Source organism: Pseudonocardia sp. DR1-2 (genome assembly GCF_023717215.1).
GTDB lineage: Bacteria > Actinomycetota > Actinomycetes > Mycobacteriales > Pseudonocardiaceae > Pseudonocardia > Pseudonocardia alni.
On record NZ_JAMQOF010000001.1, the window covers coordinates 338177 to 355260 of the forward strand.

Sequence of the window (17084 nt, forward strand, 5' to 3'; positions counted from 1 at the left end):
TCAGCGCATCAACGGCGCGCGGACGGCGTTCTCCACGAGGTCGAGCACCGGGCCGAGGTCGTCGGCGGGCAGCCCCATCGCCAGGTGCGAGACCAGCCCCTCCAGCACCAGCTCCAGGTACTGGGCGAGCACCGGCACCGGCACGTCGTCGCGCAGCGCGCCGGCCGCGGCCTGGCGTTCCAGCCGGGCCCGGGTCGCGGCGGTCAGCGCGCCGGAGTGCTCCTGCCAGCGGGCCCGGAACTCCGGCTCGGTGCGCAGCCGTCGGGAGACCTCCAGGCGGGTGCCCAGCCAGCTGCGGTCCGAGCCGCCGCGCAGCAGGTCGCGCATGACCTGCACCAGGCCCTGCTCGGCGACGACGTCGGCCATCCGGGTGGCGTCCTGCTCGGCCAGGGCCAGGAACAGCGCCTCCTTGTCCCGGAAGTAGTGGAAGATCGCGCCACGGGACAGCCCGGTGTACTCCTCGAGCCGCCGGACGGTGGCGCCCTCGTAGCCGTGGTCGGCGAAGCAGGTCCGGGCACCGGTGAGGATCTGCTGCCGGCGTGCGGCGAGCTGGTCGGTGCTGACGCGGGGCATGCCCCCAGTATTCCGTACGCTTGTCCTGCATGTGGGGACGGTCGTGTCGCCGGTCACCGGCGGTGCCGACGACCATGATTTCATCGCGTGCGGGTGTCACACGGCGGGGGTAGCGTCGACGTGGTGACCCTGGACGACCAGAGCACCGACGGTGTGCTCCGCAGCGTGGGGGAGGCCGAGGCCTACGTGGCCTCGGTCTGCTTCAAACACGGCCCCCCGACCCTGGCCGGTGTCGAGATCGAATGGATGCTCCACCGACCCGGTCGACCGGCCGACCCGGTCGACCTCGACGCCGTGCGTGCCGCGCTCGGCCCGCACTGCCCGGCCTCCCTGGACCCCGCCTCGCACGCGGCCCCGCTCCCCGCGGGCGGCACCGTGACCGTCGAGCCGGGCGGCCAGATCGAGATCTCCAGCGCTCCCGCTGACTCGCTCGAGGCCCTCCTCGGCGCCCTCGGCGCCGACTCGGCCCACCTCCACACTCTGCTCGCCGAGCACGGCCTGCGCCCGCACGACCGCGCCGCCGACCCGGTCCGGCCCGCCCGGCGGCTGCTGGACCTGCCGCGCTACGCGGCCATGGAGTGCGTGTTCGACGGCGTCGGCCCGCACGGACGCAGCGGGATGTGCTCCACGGCCGCGGTCCAGGTCAGCCTGGACGCCGGCCCGGCCGCCGGGATCGCCGACCGCTGGGCGGTCCTGCACGAGCTGGGCCCGGTGCTGCTCGCAGCGTTCGCGAACTCGCCGGTGCAGCACGGCCGCCGGACCGGCTGGAAGTCCTCCCGGCAGGCGTGCTGGCTCAGCCTCGACCCCGCACGGACCGCGCCGCCGCCCACCGCGACGCCCGGGACCGACCCGGCCGCCGCCTGGGCCCGCCGGGTGGTCACCACCCCGCTGCTGTGCGTGCGCGGCACCGGGACCTGGTCGGTGCCGGCCGGGGTCACCTTCGCCGACTGGGTGTCCGGCCGCGCCCGCGCCGGGGTCCTCGACCGGCCCCCGACACTGGCCGACCTCGACTACCACGTCTCGACCCTCTTCCCGCCGGTCCGCCCGCACGGCCACCTCGAGGTGCGCTACGTCGACGGTCAGGCCGGCGACGACTGGGCGCTGCCGACCGCGGTGCTGCTGGCGCTCACCTCCTCCGGTGCGGTCGTCGACCGGGCCCGGGAGCTGTGCGAGCCGGTCCGCGACGAGTGGGTCGCCGCCGCCCGCCACGGGCTGGACCACCCGGGTCTGGCCGCGGCGGCCGCCGGCCTGTTCCCGCTGGCCTGCGACGTACTGGCCGCCGCGGACCATCCGCTGACCACCGCGCCGGGCCCGGTGCCGGCCCGGCTGCGCGAGGTCACCGAGCGGCGCGTGCTGCAGGGGCGCTGCCCCGCCGATGACACCGACCCCGCCGAGCAGGGTGCGGGCCCGACCGCCGATCCGTTCCCGCCGGGGCTCCATCTGGGTTCCGCCCTGCCCGGCGCGCCCGCCGCACGAGAGGCGACCGGTCGAGAACCCGGCCGGTCCGCCGTCGACACCGCCGACCAGGCTGCCCAGGAGGACGTGGCATGACCGCCGATCCCGCCGTTCCCGCCGGACCGCTGACCGGCCCCGCGACCCCGGGGGAGAGCCCGGAGACGATGCGTACCCGCGTCGCCGCCCTGCTGGGCCGCTCCCGCGAGCGCAGCACCGCGCTCACCGCCCTCGACGACGGCGAGCTGGCCGCCCAGCACTCGCCGCTGATGTCGCCGCTGGTCTGGGACCTCGCGCACATCGGGTCGATGGAGGAGCTGTGGCTCGTCCGCGACGTGGGCGGCCGCGAGCCGCTGCGCCCGGAGATCGACGGCCTCTACGACGCGTTCCAGCACTCCCGTTCCTCGCGGGTCGAGCTGCCGCTGCTCACCCCGGCCGAGGCCCGCGGCTACGTCGCCGAGGTGCGGGACAAGGCGCTCGACGCGCTGCACCGCAGCCCGCTGCGTGGTCGCCCGTTGGAGGCCGAGGGCTTCGCGTTCGGGATGATCGTGCAGCACGAGCAGCAGCACGACGAGACCATGCTCGCCACCCACCAGCTGCGCTCCGGGGGGCCGGTGCTCGACGCCGCCCCGCCGCCCCGCCCGGCCGGTGCGGTCGACCCGGCCGCGGAGGTGCTCGTCCCGGCGGGCCCGTTCGAGATGGGGACCTCGGCCGAGCCGTGGGCGCTGGACAACGAGCGGCCCGCGCACGTCGTGGACCTGCCCGCGTTCCGGATCGACGTGCACCCGGTGACCAACGGCGCGTTCGCGGCGTTCGTCGACGCGGGCGGTTACGACGACCCGCGGCTGTGGACCGACGCCGGGTGGGCGCACCGCACCGAGGAGGGACTGGTCGCGCCGCGGTTCTGGTCCCGCGACAGTGACGGCACCTGGTGGCGGCGCCGGTTCGGCGTCGTCGAGCGGGTGCCCGACGACGAGCCCGTCGTGCACGTGTCCTTCCACGAGGCGCAGGCCTACGCCCGCTGGGCCGGCAAGCGCCTGCCCACCGAGGCGGAGTGGGAGAAGGCCGCCCGCCACGACCCGGCGACCGGCCGCTCGCGGCGCTTCCCCTGGGGCGACGACGAGCCGCGCGCCGAGCACGCCAACCTCGGACAGCGCCACCTCCAGCCCGCCCCGATCGGCTCCTACCCGGCGGGCGCGTCCGCGTTCGGCGTGCAGCAGATGGTCGGCGACGTCTGGGAGTGGTGCGACTCCGGCTGGCACCCCTACCCGGGGTTCAGTGTGTTCCCGTACCCCGAGTACTCCGAGGTGTTCTTCGGCGGGGACTACGCGGTGCTGCGCGGCGGGTCGTTCGGCACCGACCCGGCGGCGATCCGGGCGACGTTCCGCAACTGGGACCACCCGATCCGCCGGCAGATCTTCGCCGGGTTCCGGCTGGTCCGCGACGCCGGTGTGTAGGCACCTCGCGTACCTGGGGGAGCCGGCCACACTGGCGTCGCTGGTCCTGGAGCCGGAGCACGGGCTGCTCGCGCAGTCCTACGCCCCGGCCGACATGCGCGGCGGCGGCACGATCAACGCCGACGGCCACGGCACCGGCTGGTACCCGCCCGGCGGCACGACGCCGGTGCGCGTCCGGTCGGCGTCGCCGCTGTGGGCCGACACCTCCTACGCCGCGCTGGCCGGGGCGACGACGTCGGGCGCCGTGCTCGCCGCCGTCCGCTCGGCGACGGTCGGGATGCCGGTGACGGCGACCGCCGCCGCCCCCTTCACCGACGGGCGGTGGCTGTTCAGCCACAACGGCGTCGTCCGCGGCTGGCCGGACTCCCTCGCGGCCGCCGCGGCGGCGCTGCCCGTCACCGACCTGATGACCCTCGACGCCCCCACCGACGCCGCGCTGCTGTGGGCGGTGGTCCGGCGCGGTCTCGCCGACGGCGCCGACCCCGCCGACCTGCTGGCCCGGGTCTGCGCCGACACCGAGCGGAGCGCACCCGGCTCGCGGCTGAACCTGCTGCTGACCGACGGCACGACGATCTGGGCCACGGCCTGGCGGCACGCACTCGCCGTCCGGGCCGGACCGGCGGGCGTCACCGTCGCCTCCGAACCCACCGATGCGTTCCCCGACTGGACACAGGTGCCCGACCGGCACCTGGTGGTGGCCCGACCGGGCCATCACGAGAGTCATGACCTAGGAGCTCCGTGAGCACTCCCGGCGCCATCCAGCTGGACGTCCACCTCTCCGACACCGATGCCGGCACCGCGCTGCGGTCCGACGTGACGCGCGGGCTCGCCGCGTCGCCGAAGGAGCTGCCGCCGAAGTGGTTCTACGACGCCCGGGGGTCCGAGCTGTTCGAGCGGATCACCGAGCTGCCCGAGTACTACCCGTTCCGCACCGAGCGGGCGCTGCTCACCGACTCCGTGGACGACATCGCCCGGTCCTCGGGGGCCGACACCGTCGTCGAGCTGGGGTCCGGGTCGTCGACCAAGACCCGGCTGCTGCTCGACGCGTTCGCCCGTGCCGGGACGCTGCGCCGCTACGTGCCCCAGGACGTCAGCGAGTCCGCCCTGCGCGGCGCCATCGACGAGCTGCACCGCGACTACCCGGAGCTGGAGCTGCACGGCGTGGTCGGCGACTTCACCCGCGACCTGGACCGGCTGCCCGGCGCCGAGCCCGGCGGGAAGCGGATGATCGCCTTCCTCGGCGGGACCATCGGCAACCTGATGCCCGGCCCGCGCCACGACTTCCTCCGCCACGTCCGCTCGGTGCTCCGGCCCGGTGAGCAGCTCCTGCTCGGCACCGGCCTGGCCACCGACCCGGCCGTGATGGTCCCCGCCTACGACGACGCCGCCGGGGTCACCGCGGAGTTCAACCGCAACGTGCTGCACGTGCTCAACCGCGAGCTCGACGCGACCTTCGACGTCGAGGCGTTCGACCACGTCGCCGTCTGGGACGCGGAGAACTCCTGGATCGAGATGCGGCTGCGCGCCACCCGCGACATGCGGGTCCGGATCGCCGACCTCGACCTCGACGTCGCGTTCGCCGCGGGGGAGGAGCTCGCCACCGAGATCTCGGCGAAGTTCACCCCCGCGACGGTCGACGCGTTCGCCGCCGCCGCCGGGTTCGCCACGACGCGGCGCTGGGTCGACCCCGACGCGCGGTTCGCGCTGACGCTGCTCACCGCCGCCTGAGGTCCGGCGGTGCTGCGCCGGCCGGGCGCAGCACCGCCGACGGCGTGGTCCCGGTCTCCCGGCGGAACGCCGCGACGAACGCCGAGGGCGTCGCGTAGCCGACGTGCCGGGCGACCACGCCGACCGGGCGGCCCGCGGCCAGCTGCTCCAGCGCGACGCGCATCCGCAGCAGCGTCCGCCACCGGCCCGGACCCACCCCGGTCTCGGCGCGGAACAGCCGGGACAGGGTGCGTTCCCCCGCCCCGACGGCCCGGCCCCAGGCGGCGGTGTCGCGGTCGTCGGCGGGGTCGTCGAGCAGGGCCAGGGCGACGCGGCGGGCCCGCGGGTCGGTGGGCAGGACGAGGCGGACCGCCGCGCCGGGCCCGCCGGCGTCGCGGGCCAGGCGGAGCCGGTCGAACAGCACCGCCTCGGCCCGGGCCCGCTCGGGCGTCGCGGGCCCCGGCCCGGCCAGGTGTTCCAGCAGGGCGGCGACCAGCGGCTCGACCGCGAGCACGCACGGCGTGGGCCAGTCGATCGGGCAGCGGCCGGGCCACAGGTAGATCCCGCGCATCGCCGCGGTCTCGGTGGCGGCCGTGACGTGCGGGACCCCGGCCGGCAGCCACAGCGCCCGTCCGGGGCCGAGGACCCAGCTGGTGTCGGCGACGGTGACCCGCAGGACCCCGGCCGCCGCCCAGGCGAGCTGGTGGGCCGGGTGGGTGTGCTCGGCGAACGCGTGCCCGCGGTCGAGCGGGATGCGGGAGACCAGCACCGCGGCGCCCGGCACGTCGGGGACGTGCGCGGGCAGGCCGGAACGCGACACGATGCGGCAGCCTAACGGCTCCCGGCCACCGCGGGTGGCGCCTAGCGTCGCGGGCATGGCGATGAACGCGCTGCACCGACGGATCTGCCGCTCCGACTCCTGGGCCGACCGGATGCACGGGACGACGCTGCCCTGGGCCGTCCGCGACGTCGACCTCACCGGCGAGGTCCTGGAGATCGGCCCCGGTTACGGCGTCACCACCCGCTGGCTCGCGCCGCGCACGGGGGCGCTGACCGCGCTGGAGGTCGACCCGGAGCTGGCCGCGGACCTGCGTGCGGGCCTCGGGGGTGAGCTCGGCGTCGACGTCCGGCACGGCGACGGCGCCGCCCTGCCCTTCCCGGACGGCAGCTTCGACGCCGTCGTCTGCTTCACGATGCTCCACCACGTCCCGACGCCCGGCGAGCAGGACCGGCTCTTCGCCGAGGCCGCGCGGGTACTGCGTCCCGGCGGGACGTTCGCCGGCATCGACTCCCGGATGTCGCTGCGGTTCCGGACGATCCACATCGGGGACACCCTGACCGCGGTCGACCCGGCGACGCTGCCGCGGCGGCTCGGAGCGGCCGGGCTCGCACGGCCGGAGACCGAGCCGGGTGCACGGTCGTTCCGGTTCCGGGCCGGCCGCGGCTAGGGTCGGGTGCATGAGCACCGACTGGCGCCACGACGGCGTCCGGGTCATCCCCGGCGACATGCTCGACGCCAACACCCCGCAGACGCCCGGCATGCACCGCGCCGCCGCCGTCACCGGGGACCGGGCCGGCGCGCAGCGGCTGTGGGCGGGCACGGTGACCATCCACCCCGGCGCCCGCACCGGCGCGCACCACCACGGGGAGCTGGAGAGCGTCATCTACGTCGTCCGTGGCCGGGCCCGGATGACGTGGGGCGAGAACCTGGAGTTCACCGCCGAGGCCGGGCCGGGCGGGTTCATCTTCGTGCCGCCGTTCGTGCCGCACCAGGAGATCAACGCCCTCGACGACGAGCCGCTGGAGTGCGTGCTGACCCGCTCCGGTCAGGAGCCGATCGTGGTCAACCTCGACATCACCGGGGTGCCCGACCCCGAGCACGTCCCCTGGGTCGACCCCCTGCACCCACGGCACTGAGCAGCGTCACCGCGAGGGTGACCGCGAGCAGCGTCCCCAGCACGACGTCGATCACCGGCCACGCCCGCACCGACGGGTCCAGCCCCAGGGTGAACACGGCCAGCGGATCCACGAGCCGCCCGCGGTAGGCGAGCAGCGTCGCCGGGCCCAGCGCGAGCAGCAGCCCCACGACCCGGCCCACGGTGCCCGCCGGCCCCGGGTGCCGGCGACCCCACAGCGCCGCGAGCGCGAGCAGCACCAGCCCCGCCAGGATCAGCGGGAGCCAGGCCCGCCACAGCCCGACCGGCAGCACCGGCACCGCCGTCCCGTGCCGGAAGACCAGGCCCGGGACCTGCTGGGCGACCACCAGGACGGCGACCACCGCGGCGACGACCGGCGTCGCACGCGACGGCACCCCGGAGGACGGCACCCCGGAGGACGGCGGCCCCTCGGACGGCCTCTCGGACGGCACGGCGCTCACGGGGGCCGACGATACGGGGCCGTCCCGGGCCGGTCGGCGACGCCGCAGCACCGGCCGTCGACCGCGGGTGGCGCGGCTCCCTCGCCGGCCGGGGCCGGTTCAGGGGTGGCTGAGCGCGACGAGTGCCTCGAGCGCCCGGACGACCTGGTCGGGAGCCTCCTCGGGGATGAAGTGGCCGGCACCGACCACCCGGATGTCGAGCACCTCTGCTCCGTCGCCGACCAGGGGCCGCACGGACGCGGCCATGTCGGGGATCGAGCCCCGGTCGCTGGAGATCGCCGCGACCGGCACGCCGATCCTGCGTGCGGCCGCGAGCTCGCGGTTCCGTCGCGCCGACTCCGGCACGGACCGGTAGTAGGCCAGGATCGCCCGCACCCCGTCCGCCTCGGCGAACAGCTGTGCGTACCGGTCGATCTCGGCGTCGGAGAACACCTCGGGCGACGCGGCCTTGTGGGTCAGGAACCAGGCCACGTACTCCCGCTCGTGGCCGCTGATGAGCGTCTCGGGGAGATCGGGCACGAGGTGGAAGGCGAAGTGGGCGAGCGTGTGCGCGGTCGCGGGGTCGAGCGACACACTGGTGGGCAGGCTGACGCCGGGGATGCCGGCGTCGAGCAGCGCCAGGCCGAGCAGCTCGGGCCCTTCGGGCGCCGTCGGGGGGTCGAGGGCATAGGTGGCGGCGACCCAGGCCCCGATGTCATGGGCGACGAGCCAGTGCCCGCCGACTCCCAGGAGCCCGACGGCACGCTGCACGAGGCGCGCCACGGTGTGGGTGTCGTAGCCGTCGGTGGGGCGGTCGGAGTGACCCTGCCCGGGCAGGTCGAGGGCCACGACCCGGTGGGTCGCGGCGAGGACGGGCATGACCAGGTGCCAGGCCCACCAGGTCTGTGGTGCGCCGGCCAGGAGCACCACCGTGCGGGCCCCCGGGACGCCCCCGTCGACCGCGTGCACCGACACGCCGTCGACGTCGACCATGTGGTGGGTGAAGCCGTCGAGGACGTCGAAGGGCACGTCGACGTCGCTCCGAGTGTGTGCAGTCATCATGAACTCCTCCCCGGGGCACGAGCGTAGAGCATGTTGAACTGATCAGTCCAAGATTGTGGCGGGTGCGACCCGCCCGGAGAGGGCGACGCATGGCGGGACGCAAGCAGTTCGACGTCGACGCGGCACTCGAGCAGGCCATGACGGTCTTCTGGGAGCGCGGCTACGCCGCGACGTCGGTCGACGACCTGACCGCGGCGACAGGGCTGGGCCGCAGCTCGCTCTACGGCACCTTCGGGGACAAGGAGACGCTGTACCTGGCCTGTCTCGAGCGGTACGCGCGGCGCTACGGCGCGCTCTACGACGCGGCGCTCGTCGACGCCGCCGAGGCGCCGCTGGAGGCGGTGGGCGCCTTCTTCGACGTCACCCTGGCCCGTATCGCCGACCGCTCCCGCCCCGACGGCTGCCTCGCGGCGCAGACCGTGATGACGGCGCCCTCGCTGCCCGCCGAGATCGCCGCACGTGCACGCGCGATCCTCGACGGCCAGCGTGCCCGGCTCCGGCGCGCCCTCGCCGGCACCGCCGTCACCCCGGCCGGGCAGGACGACCTCGCCCTCTACTGCGCTGCGGTCAACCAGTCGCTCGCCGTGCTGAGCCGCCGCGGTTGCACCGCGGCCGAGCTGCGTGCCGTCGTCGCCGTCGCCCTGGTGCCGGTGGAGCGGGCTCTGGCACCGGAGGCCGCCGGCGACGGTCGGTAGTCAGCGGGACGGAGGGCAGGGCGTTCGCGAGGACGCCCTGCGGTGGCCCCGCTAGAGGTACGGCCGGGTGAGCATCTCCAGGTAATGACCGGCCGGGTCGAGGAAGTACACCCCGCGCCCGCCGTGGCCGTGGTTGATCTCCCCGGGACGCGTGCGCTGCGGGTCGGCCCAGTGCTCCGTCCCGTCCTCGACGAGCCGGGCGTACGCGCGGTCGAACAGCGCGTCGTCGACGAGGAACGCGTAGTGCTGCGGCTGGATCTCGGGCACCACGTCGAGCGGCAGGTCGGCGAACTGGACGAGGACACCGCCGTCGAGGGCGACGTTGGTGAACGGCCCCCAGGACGGCGCCTGCGCCGCCTCCAGGACGTGCCGGTAGAACGCGGCGGAGGCCACCCGGTCCCGGGCGGCGATGATCGTGTGGTTGAACGTGCAGGCCATACGGGTCTCCTGACGACAGCGGGGACCACGCGCACGACCTGCGGGAGGAGCTGCGCCCGCGGGCCCGTGCGGGACTGGCGGGAACTCCTTCCGGCTGGGCCCATCGGGGGCGCACCGCGGAGGTTATCAGCGCAGGGCCGCGTTGCCGATGTCCTGCGCGGCCCGCAGCCCCGGGCCGACCGGGACCCGGCCGGCGAACAGCTCGTCCAGCGCAGGCTCCATCGCCGTCGTCGCCGCGCCCACCTTCGGGCCGGACGGGGCCGGGGTCGTCGGGCCGTCCGCCACGAACTCCCGGGTGTCGACGCCGCGGCGCGCCCAGTAGTCGAACCAGCCCCGCTGGGCCGCCGTCACCGCGGGCAGCCCGGCGCCGCTGTCGCCGACCGGGGCGGCTCCCTCGGGAGATCCCAGCCAGCGCAGCACCCGCAGGATCTCCGGGCGCCTCGGGCTGTCGGCGTTGCCGGCGGCCACGATGCTCGACACCACACTGACCCGGCCCCGCGGGCCCTCGACCATGGGGGCGACGCCCCAGTCGAACGTGGCGCCCTCGGCGATGTTGGCCAGGTTGTAGGTGCCGCTCTGGAACAGCGCCATCCGGCCCTGCAGGAACTGGTCGCGGCTGAAGTCCGGGTTCTGGTTCGTGTCCGCCGCGGACGGCGCCACCCGCTCGGTGTTGATCATGTTCACCAGGTAGCCGAACGCCTGCTCGCCCGCGGGCGTCGCGACGTCGAAGGTCTCGTCGGGCGCCTGGAGCCGGCCACCCGCCGAGCCGAGGAAGTCGAGGTAGATCGCCTGCAGGTCCCGGGCGGCGTTGAAGCCGTACTGGCGCACGGTGCCCGGGTCGAACCCGGGTATGCCCGCGCTGCGTCCGGCGGCGTCGCGGGTGAGCTTCCGGGCGGCGGGGAGCAGGGTGTCACGGGCCGGGTCCGTGGGGTCCCAGCGCAGCGCGGCCGGGTCGACGCCCGCCGCGCGGACGAGGTCCTTGTTGTAGAACACGGCGATCCGGCCGTCGGTCACCACCGGGACACCCCACAGGGTCCCGCCGCGGGTGTACTGCGCGGCGGCGGCGTCCACCCAGCCGGCGCGCTGGTCGGCGAGCGCGGCACCGACGTCGATCAGTCTCCCGGCGTCGGCGAACGCCCCGAAGTTCGACGAGTTGACCCAGTAGACGTCGGTCGCGGTGCCGGACGCGACGTCCAGCGGCAGCGAGGTGAAGTAGTCCGTGAACGGCACCTGCACGAGCTCGACCCGGATGTCCGGGTTGGCCTGCGAGAACGCCGCGAACGAACGCTCGTAGGCCGCCGCGACCCGGGTGTCCCACAGCCGCAGCGTCACCGTGGTGACGCCGTCGGCGTCGTCGTCGAAACGGGACGCCGGTGAGCACGCCGCCAGCAGCAGCACCCCGACCAGCGCCAGGGCGGCGCCCATCCGCCGTCTCACCGGAACCCCGTGATCGTGATCGAGCGGACCACGCTGCGCTGGAACACCAGGAACAGCACGATCAGCGGGACGATCGCCACCGTCGTCGCCGCCATCACGACCGGCCAGTTCCCGTTGTACTGCGTCTGCAGCCCGGCGGTCGCCACCGTCATCACCTGCCAGGTCCGGCCGGAGGTGATGACCAGCGGCCACAGGAAGTTGTTCCAGTGCGTCACCACGGTGATCACCGCCAGTGTCGTGAGGATCGGCCGGCTCACCGGCACCACGACGTGCCGCAGGATCCCGACCGTCCCGGCGCCGTCGAGCCGGGCGGCGTCGATCAGGTCCTGCGGGATGGTCCGGAAGTGCTCACGCAACAGGAAGATCGCGAACGGCGACCCGAGCACGTAGGGCAGCACCAGCGCCCAGAACGTGTTCCGCAGCCCCACCTCGGTCATCATCAGGTACAGCGGGATCACCGTCACCGCCTGCGGCACCATCAGCGTCCCCAGGTACACCCAGAACAGCGCGTCCCGGCCGGGGAACTCCAGCCGCGCGAACGCGTACGCCGCCAGCACCGAGAACAGCAGCTGCCCCACCAGGACGACGACCACCACCTGGGCGGTCACCGCGATCGGGGTCACGAAGTCGTAGTCCCGGCCGAACAGGGTCACGATGTTCTCCACCGTCGGCGGGGCCGGCGGTGACAGCACCGGCGTCGACGCGAACTGCCGGGTCGACTTCAGCGCCGTCGTCACGCTCAGCACGAACGGCGCCAGCGTCGCCACCGCGCCCATCAGCAGCGCGACCAGCACGGCCGCGTCGACGAGCCTGCCGCGCCTCACGTGTCGAGCTCGTAGGTCGTGCGACGGCTGAACCACCGCTGCTGGGCCACGGTCACCACCACCAGGATCACGAACAACACCACCGCCATCACCGCGGCCTGCCCGACCGCGCGGTTCTCGAACGCCTCGTAGTAGATCCGCCCCGCGACGACGTCGGTGACACCCTGCGGGCCGCCGTTCGGCGTGAGGGCGTACACCGAGTCGAACACCTGGAAGCTGGAGATCACCCCGGTGACCAGCACGAAGAACAGCGTCGGGCGCAGCAGCGGCAACCGGATCCGCCACAGCAGCTGCCACGCCGAGGCCCCGTCGAGCCGGGCCGCCTCCACGATCGTGTCCGGGATGGCGCGCAGCCCGGCCAGGAAGAACAGGGCGACGTAGCCGACCTGGGTCCAGGCGGTCACCGCGGCGACCGACGGCAGCGCCAGCGCCGGGTCGGCCAGCCACTCGACGCGGATCCCGAGCAGCGCGTTGAGCGCGCCGTCGGTGGGGGACAGGATCCACCGCCACACCACGCCCAGCACCAGCGGCGCGCAGATCCACGGCAGCACGAAGACCACCCGGAACACCGTCGTCCCGGGCAGCCCGCGGTCCAGGAGCAGCGCGGCCGCCAGCCCGAGCACGGTCTGCACCGGGATGACGATGAGCACGAAGAACGCCGTCACCAGCAGGGACCGCGCGAACCGGCCGTCCGCGGCGACCGCGGCGACGTTCTCCAGCCCGACGAAGGTCCGCGGCCCGACCAGGTCCCACCGGAACAGCGCCAGCCCCAGCACGATCAGCACCGGGACCAGCAGGAACAGCACCACGCCCACCAGGCTGGGGGCCAGCAGCAGGTACGCGGTGCGGGTGTCCCGCCGGGACCGGCTCACGTCCCGTGGGCGAAGCCCGCGGCCTCGCTCCCGCGGACGGGACCGGCCTGGCGGCGCAGCCGCTCCAGCAGCCGCGCCAGGTCGTCGAGCAGCAGCGCGGCCAGGTCGTGGCTGAACCCGTTGCGGACCACGATCCGCAGCGCCGCCAGGTCCTCCCGGTTCTCCGGGAACGTGTACGCCGGGACCAGCCACCCCGTCTCGCGCAGACCCGCCGACACGTCGAACACCGAGAACGGCTCACCGTCGGCGACGGTGAACGCGAACACCGGCAGCTGCGAGCCGTCGGTGAGCAGCCGGAACGCGCCCGTCGCCTCGATCCGCCGGGCCAGCCCGGTCGCGATCTCCCGGCAGGTGCCCTGCACCCGGGCGTAGCCCTCGTGCCCCAGCCGCAGGAAGTTGTAGTACTGGGCGATCACCTGGCCGCCGGGGCGGGAGAAGTTCAGTGCGAACGTCGGCATGTCACCGCCGAGGTAGTTCACCCGGAACACCAGGTCCTCGGGCAGCGCGTCGGTGTCGCGCCACACCGCCCACCCGACGCCCGGGTGCACCAGGCCGTACTTGTGGCCGGAGGTGTTGATCGACGCCACCCGTGGCAGCCGGAAGTCCCACTCCAGGTCCGGGTCGCAGAACGGCGCGATCATCGCCCCGGACGCGCCGTCGACGTGCACCGGCACGTCCAGCCCGGTGCGGGACTGCAGGTCGTCGAGCGCCGCGCACAGCTGCGCCACCGGCTCGTAGCTGCCGTCGAAGGTGGACCCCAGGATCGCGACGACGCCGATGGTGTTCTCGTCGCACAGCGCGACGGCCTCCTCGACGCCCAGGTGCAGCCGGTCGCCCTCCATCGGGACCAGCCGCGGCTCCACGTCCCAGTAGTTCGCGAACTTGTCCCAGCAGATCTGGACGTTCACGCCCATCACGATGTTCGGCCGGTCCGCCGGGAGACCCGCCGCCTTCCGCCGGTGCTGCCAGCGCCGCTTGAGCGCCAGCCCGCCGAGCATGCACGCCTCCGACGACCCCGTCGTCGAGCAGCCCACGGCCCGTCCCGGGTCGGGGGCGTGCCACAGGTCGGCGAGCATCCGCACGCACCGCTGCTCCAGGTCCGCGGTCCGCGGGTACTCGTCCTTGTCGATCATGTTCTTGTCGAAGGACTCGGCCATCAGCCGCTCGGCCTGGGGCTCCGCCCACGTCGTGACGAACGTGGCGAGGTTCAGCCGGGCGTTCCCGTCGAGCATCAGCTCGTCGTGCACGACCTGGTAGGCGACCTCCGGGTGCATCCCGGTGCCGGGGATGCGGAAGCGGGGGATGTCGACGGGCTCGGCGGCGAAGACGGGGTTGACCGGGACCGCGCGGTCCTCGCCGCGGTCCTCCGAGGGTGAGTGCGCACCGGGCATGATCCGAACCTAGGACCGATCGGCCCGGTCCGCTCAGGTTCCGAGCAGCTTCTTCTGGACCTTGCCCATCGGGTTGCGGGGCAGGGCGTCCAGGAACACGACCTCGCGCGGCCGCTTGTGCCAGGACAGCTGCCCGGCGACGTGGTCGATGAGGGCCTGTCCGTCGCGGGTGTCGCCGACGACGTAGGCGACGATCCTCTGGCCGAGGTCGGGGTCGGGGGCGCCGACGACGGCGACCTCGGACACGGCGGGGTGGTCGAGCAGGACGGCCTCGATCTCGCCGGACCCGATCCGGTAGCCGCCGGACTTGATGAGGTCGGTGGACTCGCGGCCGACGATGCGGTGGAACCCGCCCGCGTCGCGGACGGCGAGGTCACCGGTGCGGAACCAGCCCTCGCCGGCCCAGCACTCGTCGTTCGCGTCCGGGCGGTTCAGGTAGCCGTCGAACAGCATCGGGCCGCGGACCTCGAGGCGCCCGACGGTCTCGCCGTCGTCGGGGACGTCCTCGGGTGCCTCGTCGGACGCGGGGAGCAGCCGGGTCTGCGCGCCCGGGACGGGCAGTCCGACCCAGCCGGCGCGGCGCTCCCCGGAGGCGTGTGCGGACAGGGTGATCATGGTCTCGGTCATGCCGTAGCGCTCGACGGGTGCCTGCCCGGTGAGCGCGGCGATCCGGTCGAACAGCGATGCGGGCAGGGGCGCGCTGCCCGACACCAGCAGCCGGGCCCGGGACAGGGCGCGGGCGGCGTCGGGCTCGTCGACGATCCGGTTCCACACCGTTGGCACCCCGAAGTACATCGACGCCCCGACCGCGGCGTAGCGGGCGGGCTGCGGCTTCACCGTGTGCACGACCCGCGACCCGCGGCGCAGCGACCCCAGCACACCCAGGATCAGGCCGTGCACGTGGAACAGGGGCAGGCCGTGGGCGACGGTGTCGTCGGGGGTCCAGTCCCAGACCTCGTACAGGGCGTCGAGGCCGGCGGCGATCGCGGCGCCGGACAGCTGGGCGCCCTTGGGGCGGCCGGTGGTGCCGGAGGTGTAGAGCAGCATCGCGGTGGCCGCGGGGTCGACCGGGCGCGTGCCGATCGGCTGCGACCCCGGGAGGACCACGGGGAGGTCGACGTCGTCGGGTCGTTCCCCGGCCCACGCGGTGGCGCCGGAGTCGGTGAGGACGTGGCCGCGCTCGGCGGGTCCGGAGTCCGGCGGCACGGGCACGACCGGCACGCCGGCGAGGATCGCGCCGGTGACGGCGACGACGGTGTCGATCGAGGCGGTCGCGTGCACCGCGACCGGGCCGTCCGCGGGGATGCCCGCGGCGAACCGGCCCGCCCGGTCGACGAGCTCGGCGCGCGAGAGCACGTCGTCGCCGACGGTGACGGCGCGGTCGAGGTCGTGGCTGTCGGTGAGCGAGGTGAGGAACAACGTCGTTCTCCTGGTGGTGACGGGGTCAGACCGCCATGGCGGGCAGCACGAGGGCTCCCACCAGCGCGATCGGGCCGATGACGACCATGGACAGGCCCCAGCGGGTCAGCAGCGCGGTCATGCGGGGACGTTCCTGCTCGTCGACGGTGGTGGCGACCAGCGTCGCACCCACCGTCGAGAAGGGTGACACGTCCACGATGGACGAGCAGACCCCCAGTGCGCAGATCAGCGCCCAGCCCGGGATCCCGCCCTGCTGGACCAGCGGGATCGCCAGCGGCACCAGCGCGGCGAGGATGCCGGTGGTCGACGCGAACGCCGACACCAGCCCGCACACCGCGCAGACCACGAGGGCGGCGAGCAGCGGGACGGTGAGGCTCGCGGCGAGGTCACCCAGCAGGTCGACCGAGCCGATCTCCTGCAGCACGCCGACGTAGGTGATGATGCCGCCGACCAGCAGGACGGTGGACCAGTCGATCTCCTTCAGGGCGCCGCGGCCGCTGTCCGGGTCGACCAGGGTGAGCACCGCGCCGAAGGCGAAGGCCAGCACCCCGACGTCGGGCTCGGCGCCGAGCACCGCCAGCACGACGACCGCCGCGACCAGACCGAGCATCGCGACGACGGTGATCCAGTGCGTCATGCGGAACGGCTCGCGGGCCGGGGGCTCCTCGTCGCCGGGCACCTCGGGCCCGGCGCCGCCGCCCGTCGTGACCGGGACGCGGCTGCGGGCGGAGAACATCAGGTAGGACGCGCCCAGCAGCACCAGGTTCGCGATGATCGCGACCGCGAACAGGGTCAGCGGGTTGAGGGCGATGCCCGCCGCCGACGCCGTCCCCCAGGTGACGATCCCGAACAGCGACGTCGGCGCGAACCCGCCCGCCGACAGCCCGGTGCCGATGGCCAGCGCCATCAGCATCGGGTCGATCCCGCGCCGGTGCGCCACCGTCATCCCGATCGGCGCCATGACCAGCCCGCCCAGTGGGGAGCCCATCGCCGACACCACACCGGTGAGCACGAAGAACGTCAGCGGCAGCGCCGCGGTCCGGTCGCCGACGACGACCAGCGCCCGGTCCACCAGCCGGCCGATGGTGCCGTTGGACTTCGCGATCCCGAAGAAGAACGTCACCCCGACCAGCAGGACCAGGATGTCGACGGGGAAGCCCGCGACGATGTCGTCGAGCGGCAGGCCCGCGACGAGCAGCCCCATGCCGGCGGCGGCCGCGAACATGACGATCCCGATGTGGGACCGGCGGACCTCGGCGATCACGAAGACCGCCGCGAACACCACCAGCGTGATGACCTGCACCGCCATGCCTACCCCCGTTGGTACGCGCTTGTCGTGTCGGTCCACCTGGTGGCACAGTGGTTCGTACAGTGGACCGTCTGGAAGCGGACACTAGGTCG

Annotated in this window: 18 protein-coding genes; 7 read left to right on the top strand and 11 right to left on the bottom strand. The window is 74.4% G+C overall.

The window, feature by feature from the left end:
- Entirely contained in the window at nucleotides 1–573 is a 573-nt protein-coding gene (locus ND486_RS01560) for a TetR/AcrR family transcriptional regulator (RefSeq protein ID WP_226357288.1), read from the bottom strand.
- A 123-nt stretch (nucleotides 574–696) separates the two neighbouring features.
- Here ND486_RS01560 and egtA point away from each other — a divergent pair, with 123 nt between their 5' ends.
- From egtA to egtD, 4 genes are all read left to right on the top strand, one after another.
- Nucleotides 697–2124, top strand: a complete 1428-nt coding sequence (gene egtA / locus ND486_RS01565; protein ID WP_251782411.1) for an ergothioneine biosynthesis glutamate--cysteine ligase EgtA — start codon at nucleotides 697–699, stop codon at nucleotides 2122–2124.
- A 68-nt stretch (nucleotides 2125–2192) separates the two neighbouring features.
- A complete protein-coding gene (egtB, locus tag ND486_RS01570) occupies nucleotides 2193–3482 on the top strand; it encodes an ergothioneine biosynthesis protein EgtB (protein WP_374231375.1) in 1290 nt (429 codons plus the stop codon).
- The gene (gene egtC / locus ND486_RS01575; protein ID WP_251782413.1) at nucleotides 3475–4224 is read left to right on the top strand and encodes an ergothioneine biosynthesis protein EgtC; all 750 of its coding nucleotides are present in this window, start codon (nucleotides 3475–3477) and stop codon (nucleotides 4222–4224) included. Before egtB ends, egtC begins: the two co-directional genes overlap by 8 nt.
- A complete protein-coding gene (gene egtD, locus ND486_RS01580; RefSeq protein ID WP_251782414.1) occupies nucleotides 4221–5210 on the top strand; it encodes an L-histidine N(alpha)-methyltransferase in 990 nt (329 codons plus the stop codon). Before egtC ends, egtD begins: the two co-directional genes overlap by 4 nt.
- On the opposite strand, the gene ND486_RS01585 is transcribed toward egtD, so the two are convergent.
- The gene (locus ND486_RS01585) at nucleotides 5197–6009 is read right to left on the bottom strand and encodes a helix-turn-helix domain-containing protein (protein ID WP_251782415.1); all 813 of its coding nucleotides are present in this window, start codon (nucleotides 6007–6009) and stop codon (nucleotides 5197–5199) included. The two genes, egtD and ND486_RS01585, sit on opposite strands and share 14 nt — an antisense overlap.
- Nucleotides 6010–6064: 55 nt before the next feature.
- Between ND486_RS01585 and ND486_RS28740 the strand changes: the two genes are divergently transcribed.
- On the top strand, nucleotides 6065–6637 hold the full coding sequence (locus tag ND486_RS28740) for a class I SAM-dependent methyltransferase (protein WP_285898057.1): 573 nt from the start codon (nucleotides 6065–6067) through the stop codon (nucleotides 6635–6637).
- A 10-nt stretch (nucleotides 6638–6647) separates the two neighbouring features.
- Nucleotides 6648–7106, top strand: a complete 459-nt coding sequence (locus ND486_RS01595) for a cupin domain-containing protein (RefSeq protein WP_251782416.1) — start codon at nucleotides 6648–6650, stop codon at nucleotides 7104–7106.
- Here ND486_RS01595 and ND486_RS01600 read toward each other — a convergent pair.
- Together ND486_RS01600 and ND486_RS01605 are read right to left on the bottom strand one after the other, a co-directional pair.
- On the bottom strand, nucleotides 7045–7566 hold the full coding sequence (locus ND486_RS01600; RefSeq protein ID WP_251782417.1) for a hypothetical protein: 522 nt from the start codon (nucleotides 7564–7566) through the stop codon (nucleotides 7045–7047). The genes ND486_RS01595 and ND486_RS01600 overlap by 62 nt on opposite strands.
- Nucleotides 7567–7665: 99 nt before the next feature.
- Nucleotides 7666–8604, bottom strand: a complete 939-nt coding sequence (locus ND486_RS01605; RefSeq protein WP_251782418.1) for an alpha/beta fold hydrolase — start codon at nucleotides 8602–8604, stop codon at nucleotides 7666–7668.
- Nucleotides 8605–8696: 92 nt separating this feature from the next.
- On the opposite strand from ND486_RS01605, the gene ND486_RS01610 reads away from it, so the two are divergent.
- Complete coding sequence (locus ND486_RS01610; protein ID WP_251782419.1) at nucleotides 8697–9302, top strand: TetR/AcrR family transcriptional regulator; 606 nt, start codon at nucleotides 8697–8699, stop codon at nucleotides 9300–9302.
- Between the two features lie 51 nt (nucleotides 9303–9353).
- Here the strand turns inward: ND486_RS01610 and ND486_RS01615 are convergent, their stop codons facing one another.
- The 7 genes from ND486_RS01615 to ND486_RS01645 form a co-directional block, all read right to left on the bottom strand.
- On the bottom strand, nucleotides 9354–9740 hold the full coding sequence (locus tag ND486_RS01615; protein ID WP_251782420.1) for a VOC family protein: 387 nt from the start codon (nucleotides 9738–9740) through the stop codon (nucleotides 9354–9356).
- A gap of 126 nt (nucleotides 9741–9866) precedes the next feature.
- Entirely contained in the window at nucleotides 9867–11165 is a 1299-nt protein-coding gene (locus tag ND486_RS01620; protein WP_251782421.1) for an extracellular solute-binding protein, read from the bottom strand.
- Nucleotides 11166–11173: 8 nt separating this feature from the next.
- Nucleotides 11174–12001, bottom strand: a complete 828-nt coding sequence (locus tag ND486_RS01625) for a carbohydrate ABC transporter permease (protein ID WP_251782422.1) — start codon at nucleotides 11999–12001, stop codon at nucleotides 11174–11176.
- A complete protein-coding gene (locus tag ND486_RS01630; RefSeq protein WP_251782423.1) occupies nucleotides 11998–12873 on the bottom strand; it encodes a carbohydrate ABC transporter permease in 876 nt (291 codons plus the stop codon). The genes ND486_RS01625 and ND486_RS01630 overlap by 4 nt, the downstream gene beginning before the upstream one ends.
- Nucleotides 12870–14264, bottom strand: coding sequence for a glutamate decarboxylase (locus ND486_RS01635; RefSeq protein ID WP_251782424.1), 1395 nt, complete (start codon nucleotides 14262–14264; stop codon nucleotides 12870–12872). Before ND486_RS01635 ends, ND486_RS01630 begins: the two co-directional genes overlap by 4 nt.
- 33 nt (nucleotides 14265–14297) lie before the next feature.
- Nucleotides 14298–15683 (bottom strand): acyl-CoA synthetase, encoded by a 1386-nt coding sequence (locus tag ND486_RS01640; protein ID WP_251782425.1) that lies wholly within the window; start codon nucleotides 15681–15683, stop codon nucleotides 14298–14300.
- 25 nt (nucleotides 15684–15708) lie between these two features.
- Nucleotides 15709–16992, bottom strand: a complete 1284-nt coding sequence (locus ND486_RS01645) for an SLC13 family permease (protein WP_251782426.1) — start codon at nucleotides 16990–16992, stop codon at nucleotides 15709–15711.
- Nucleotides 16993–17084 lie beyond the last annotated feature (92 nt).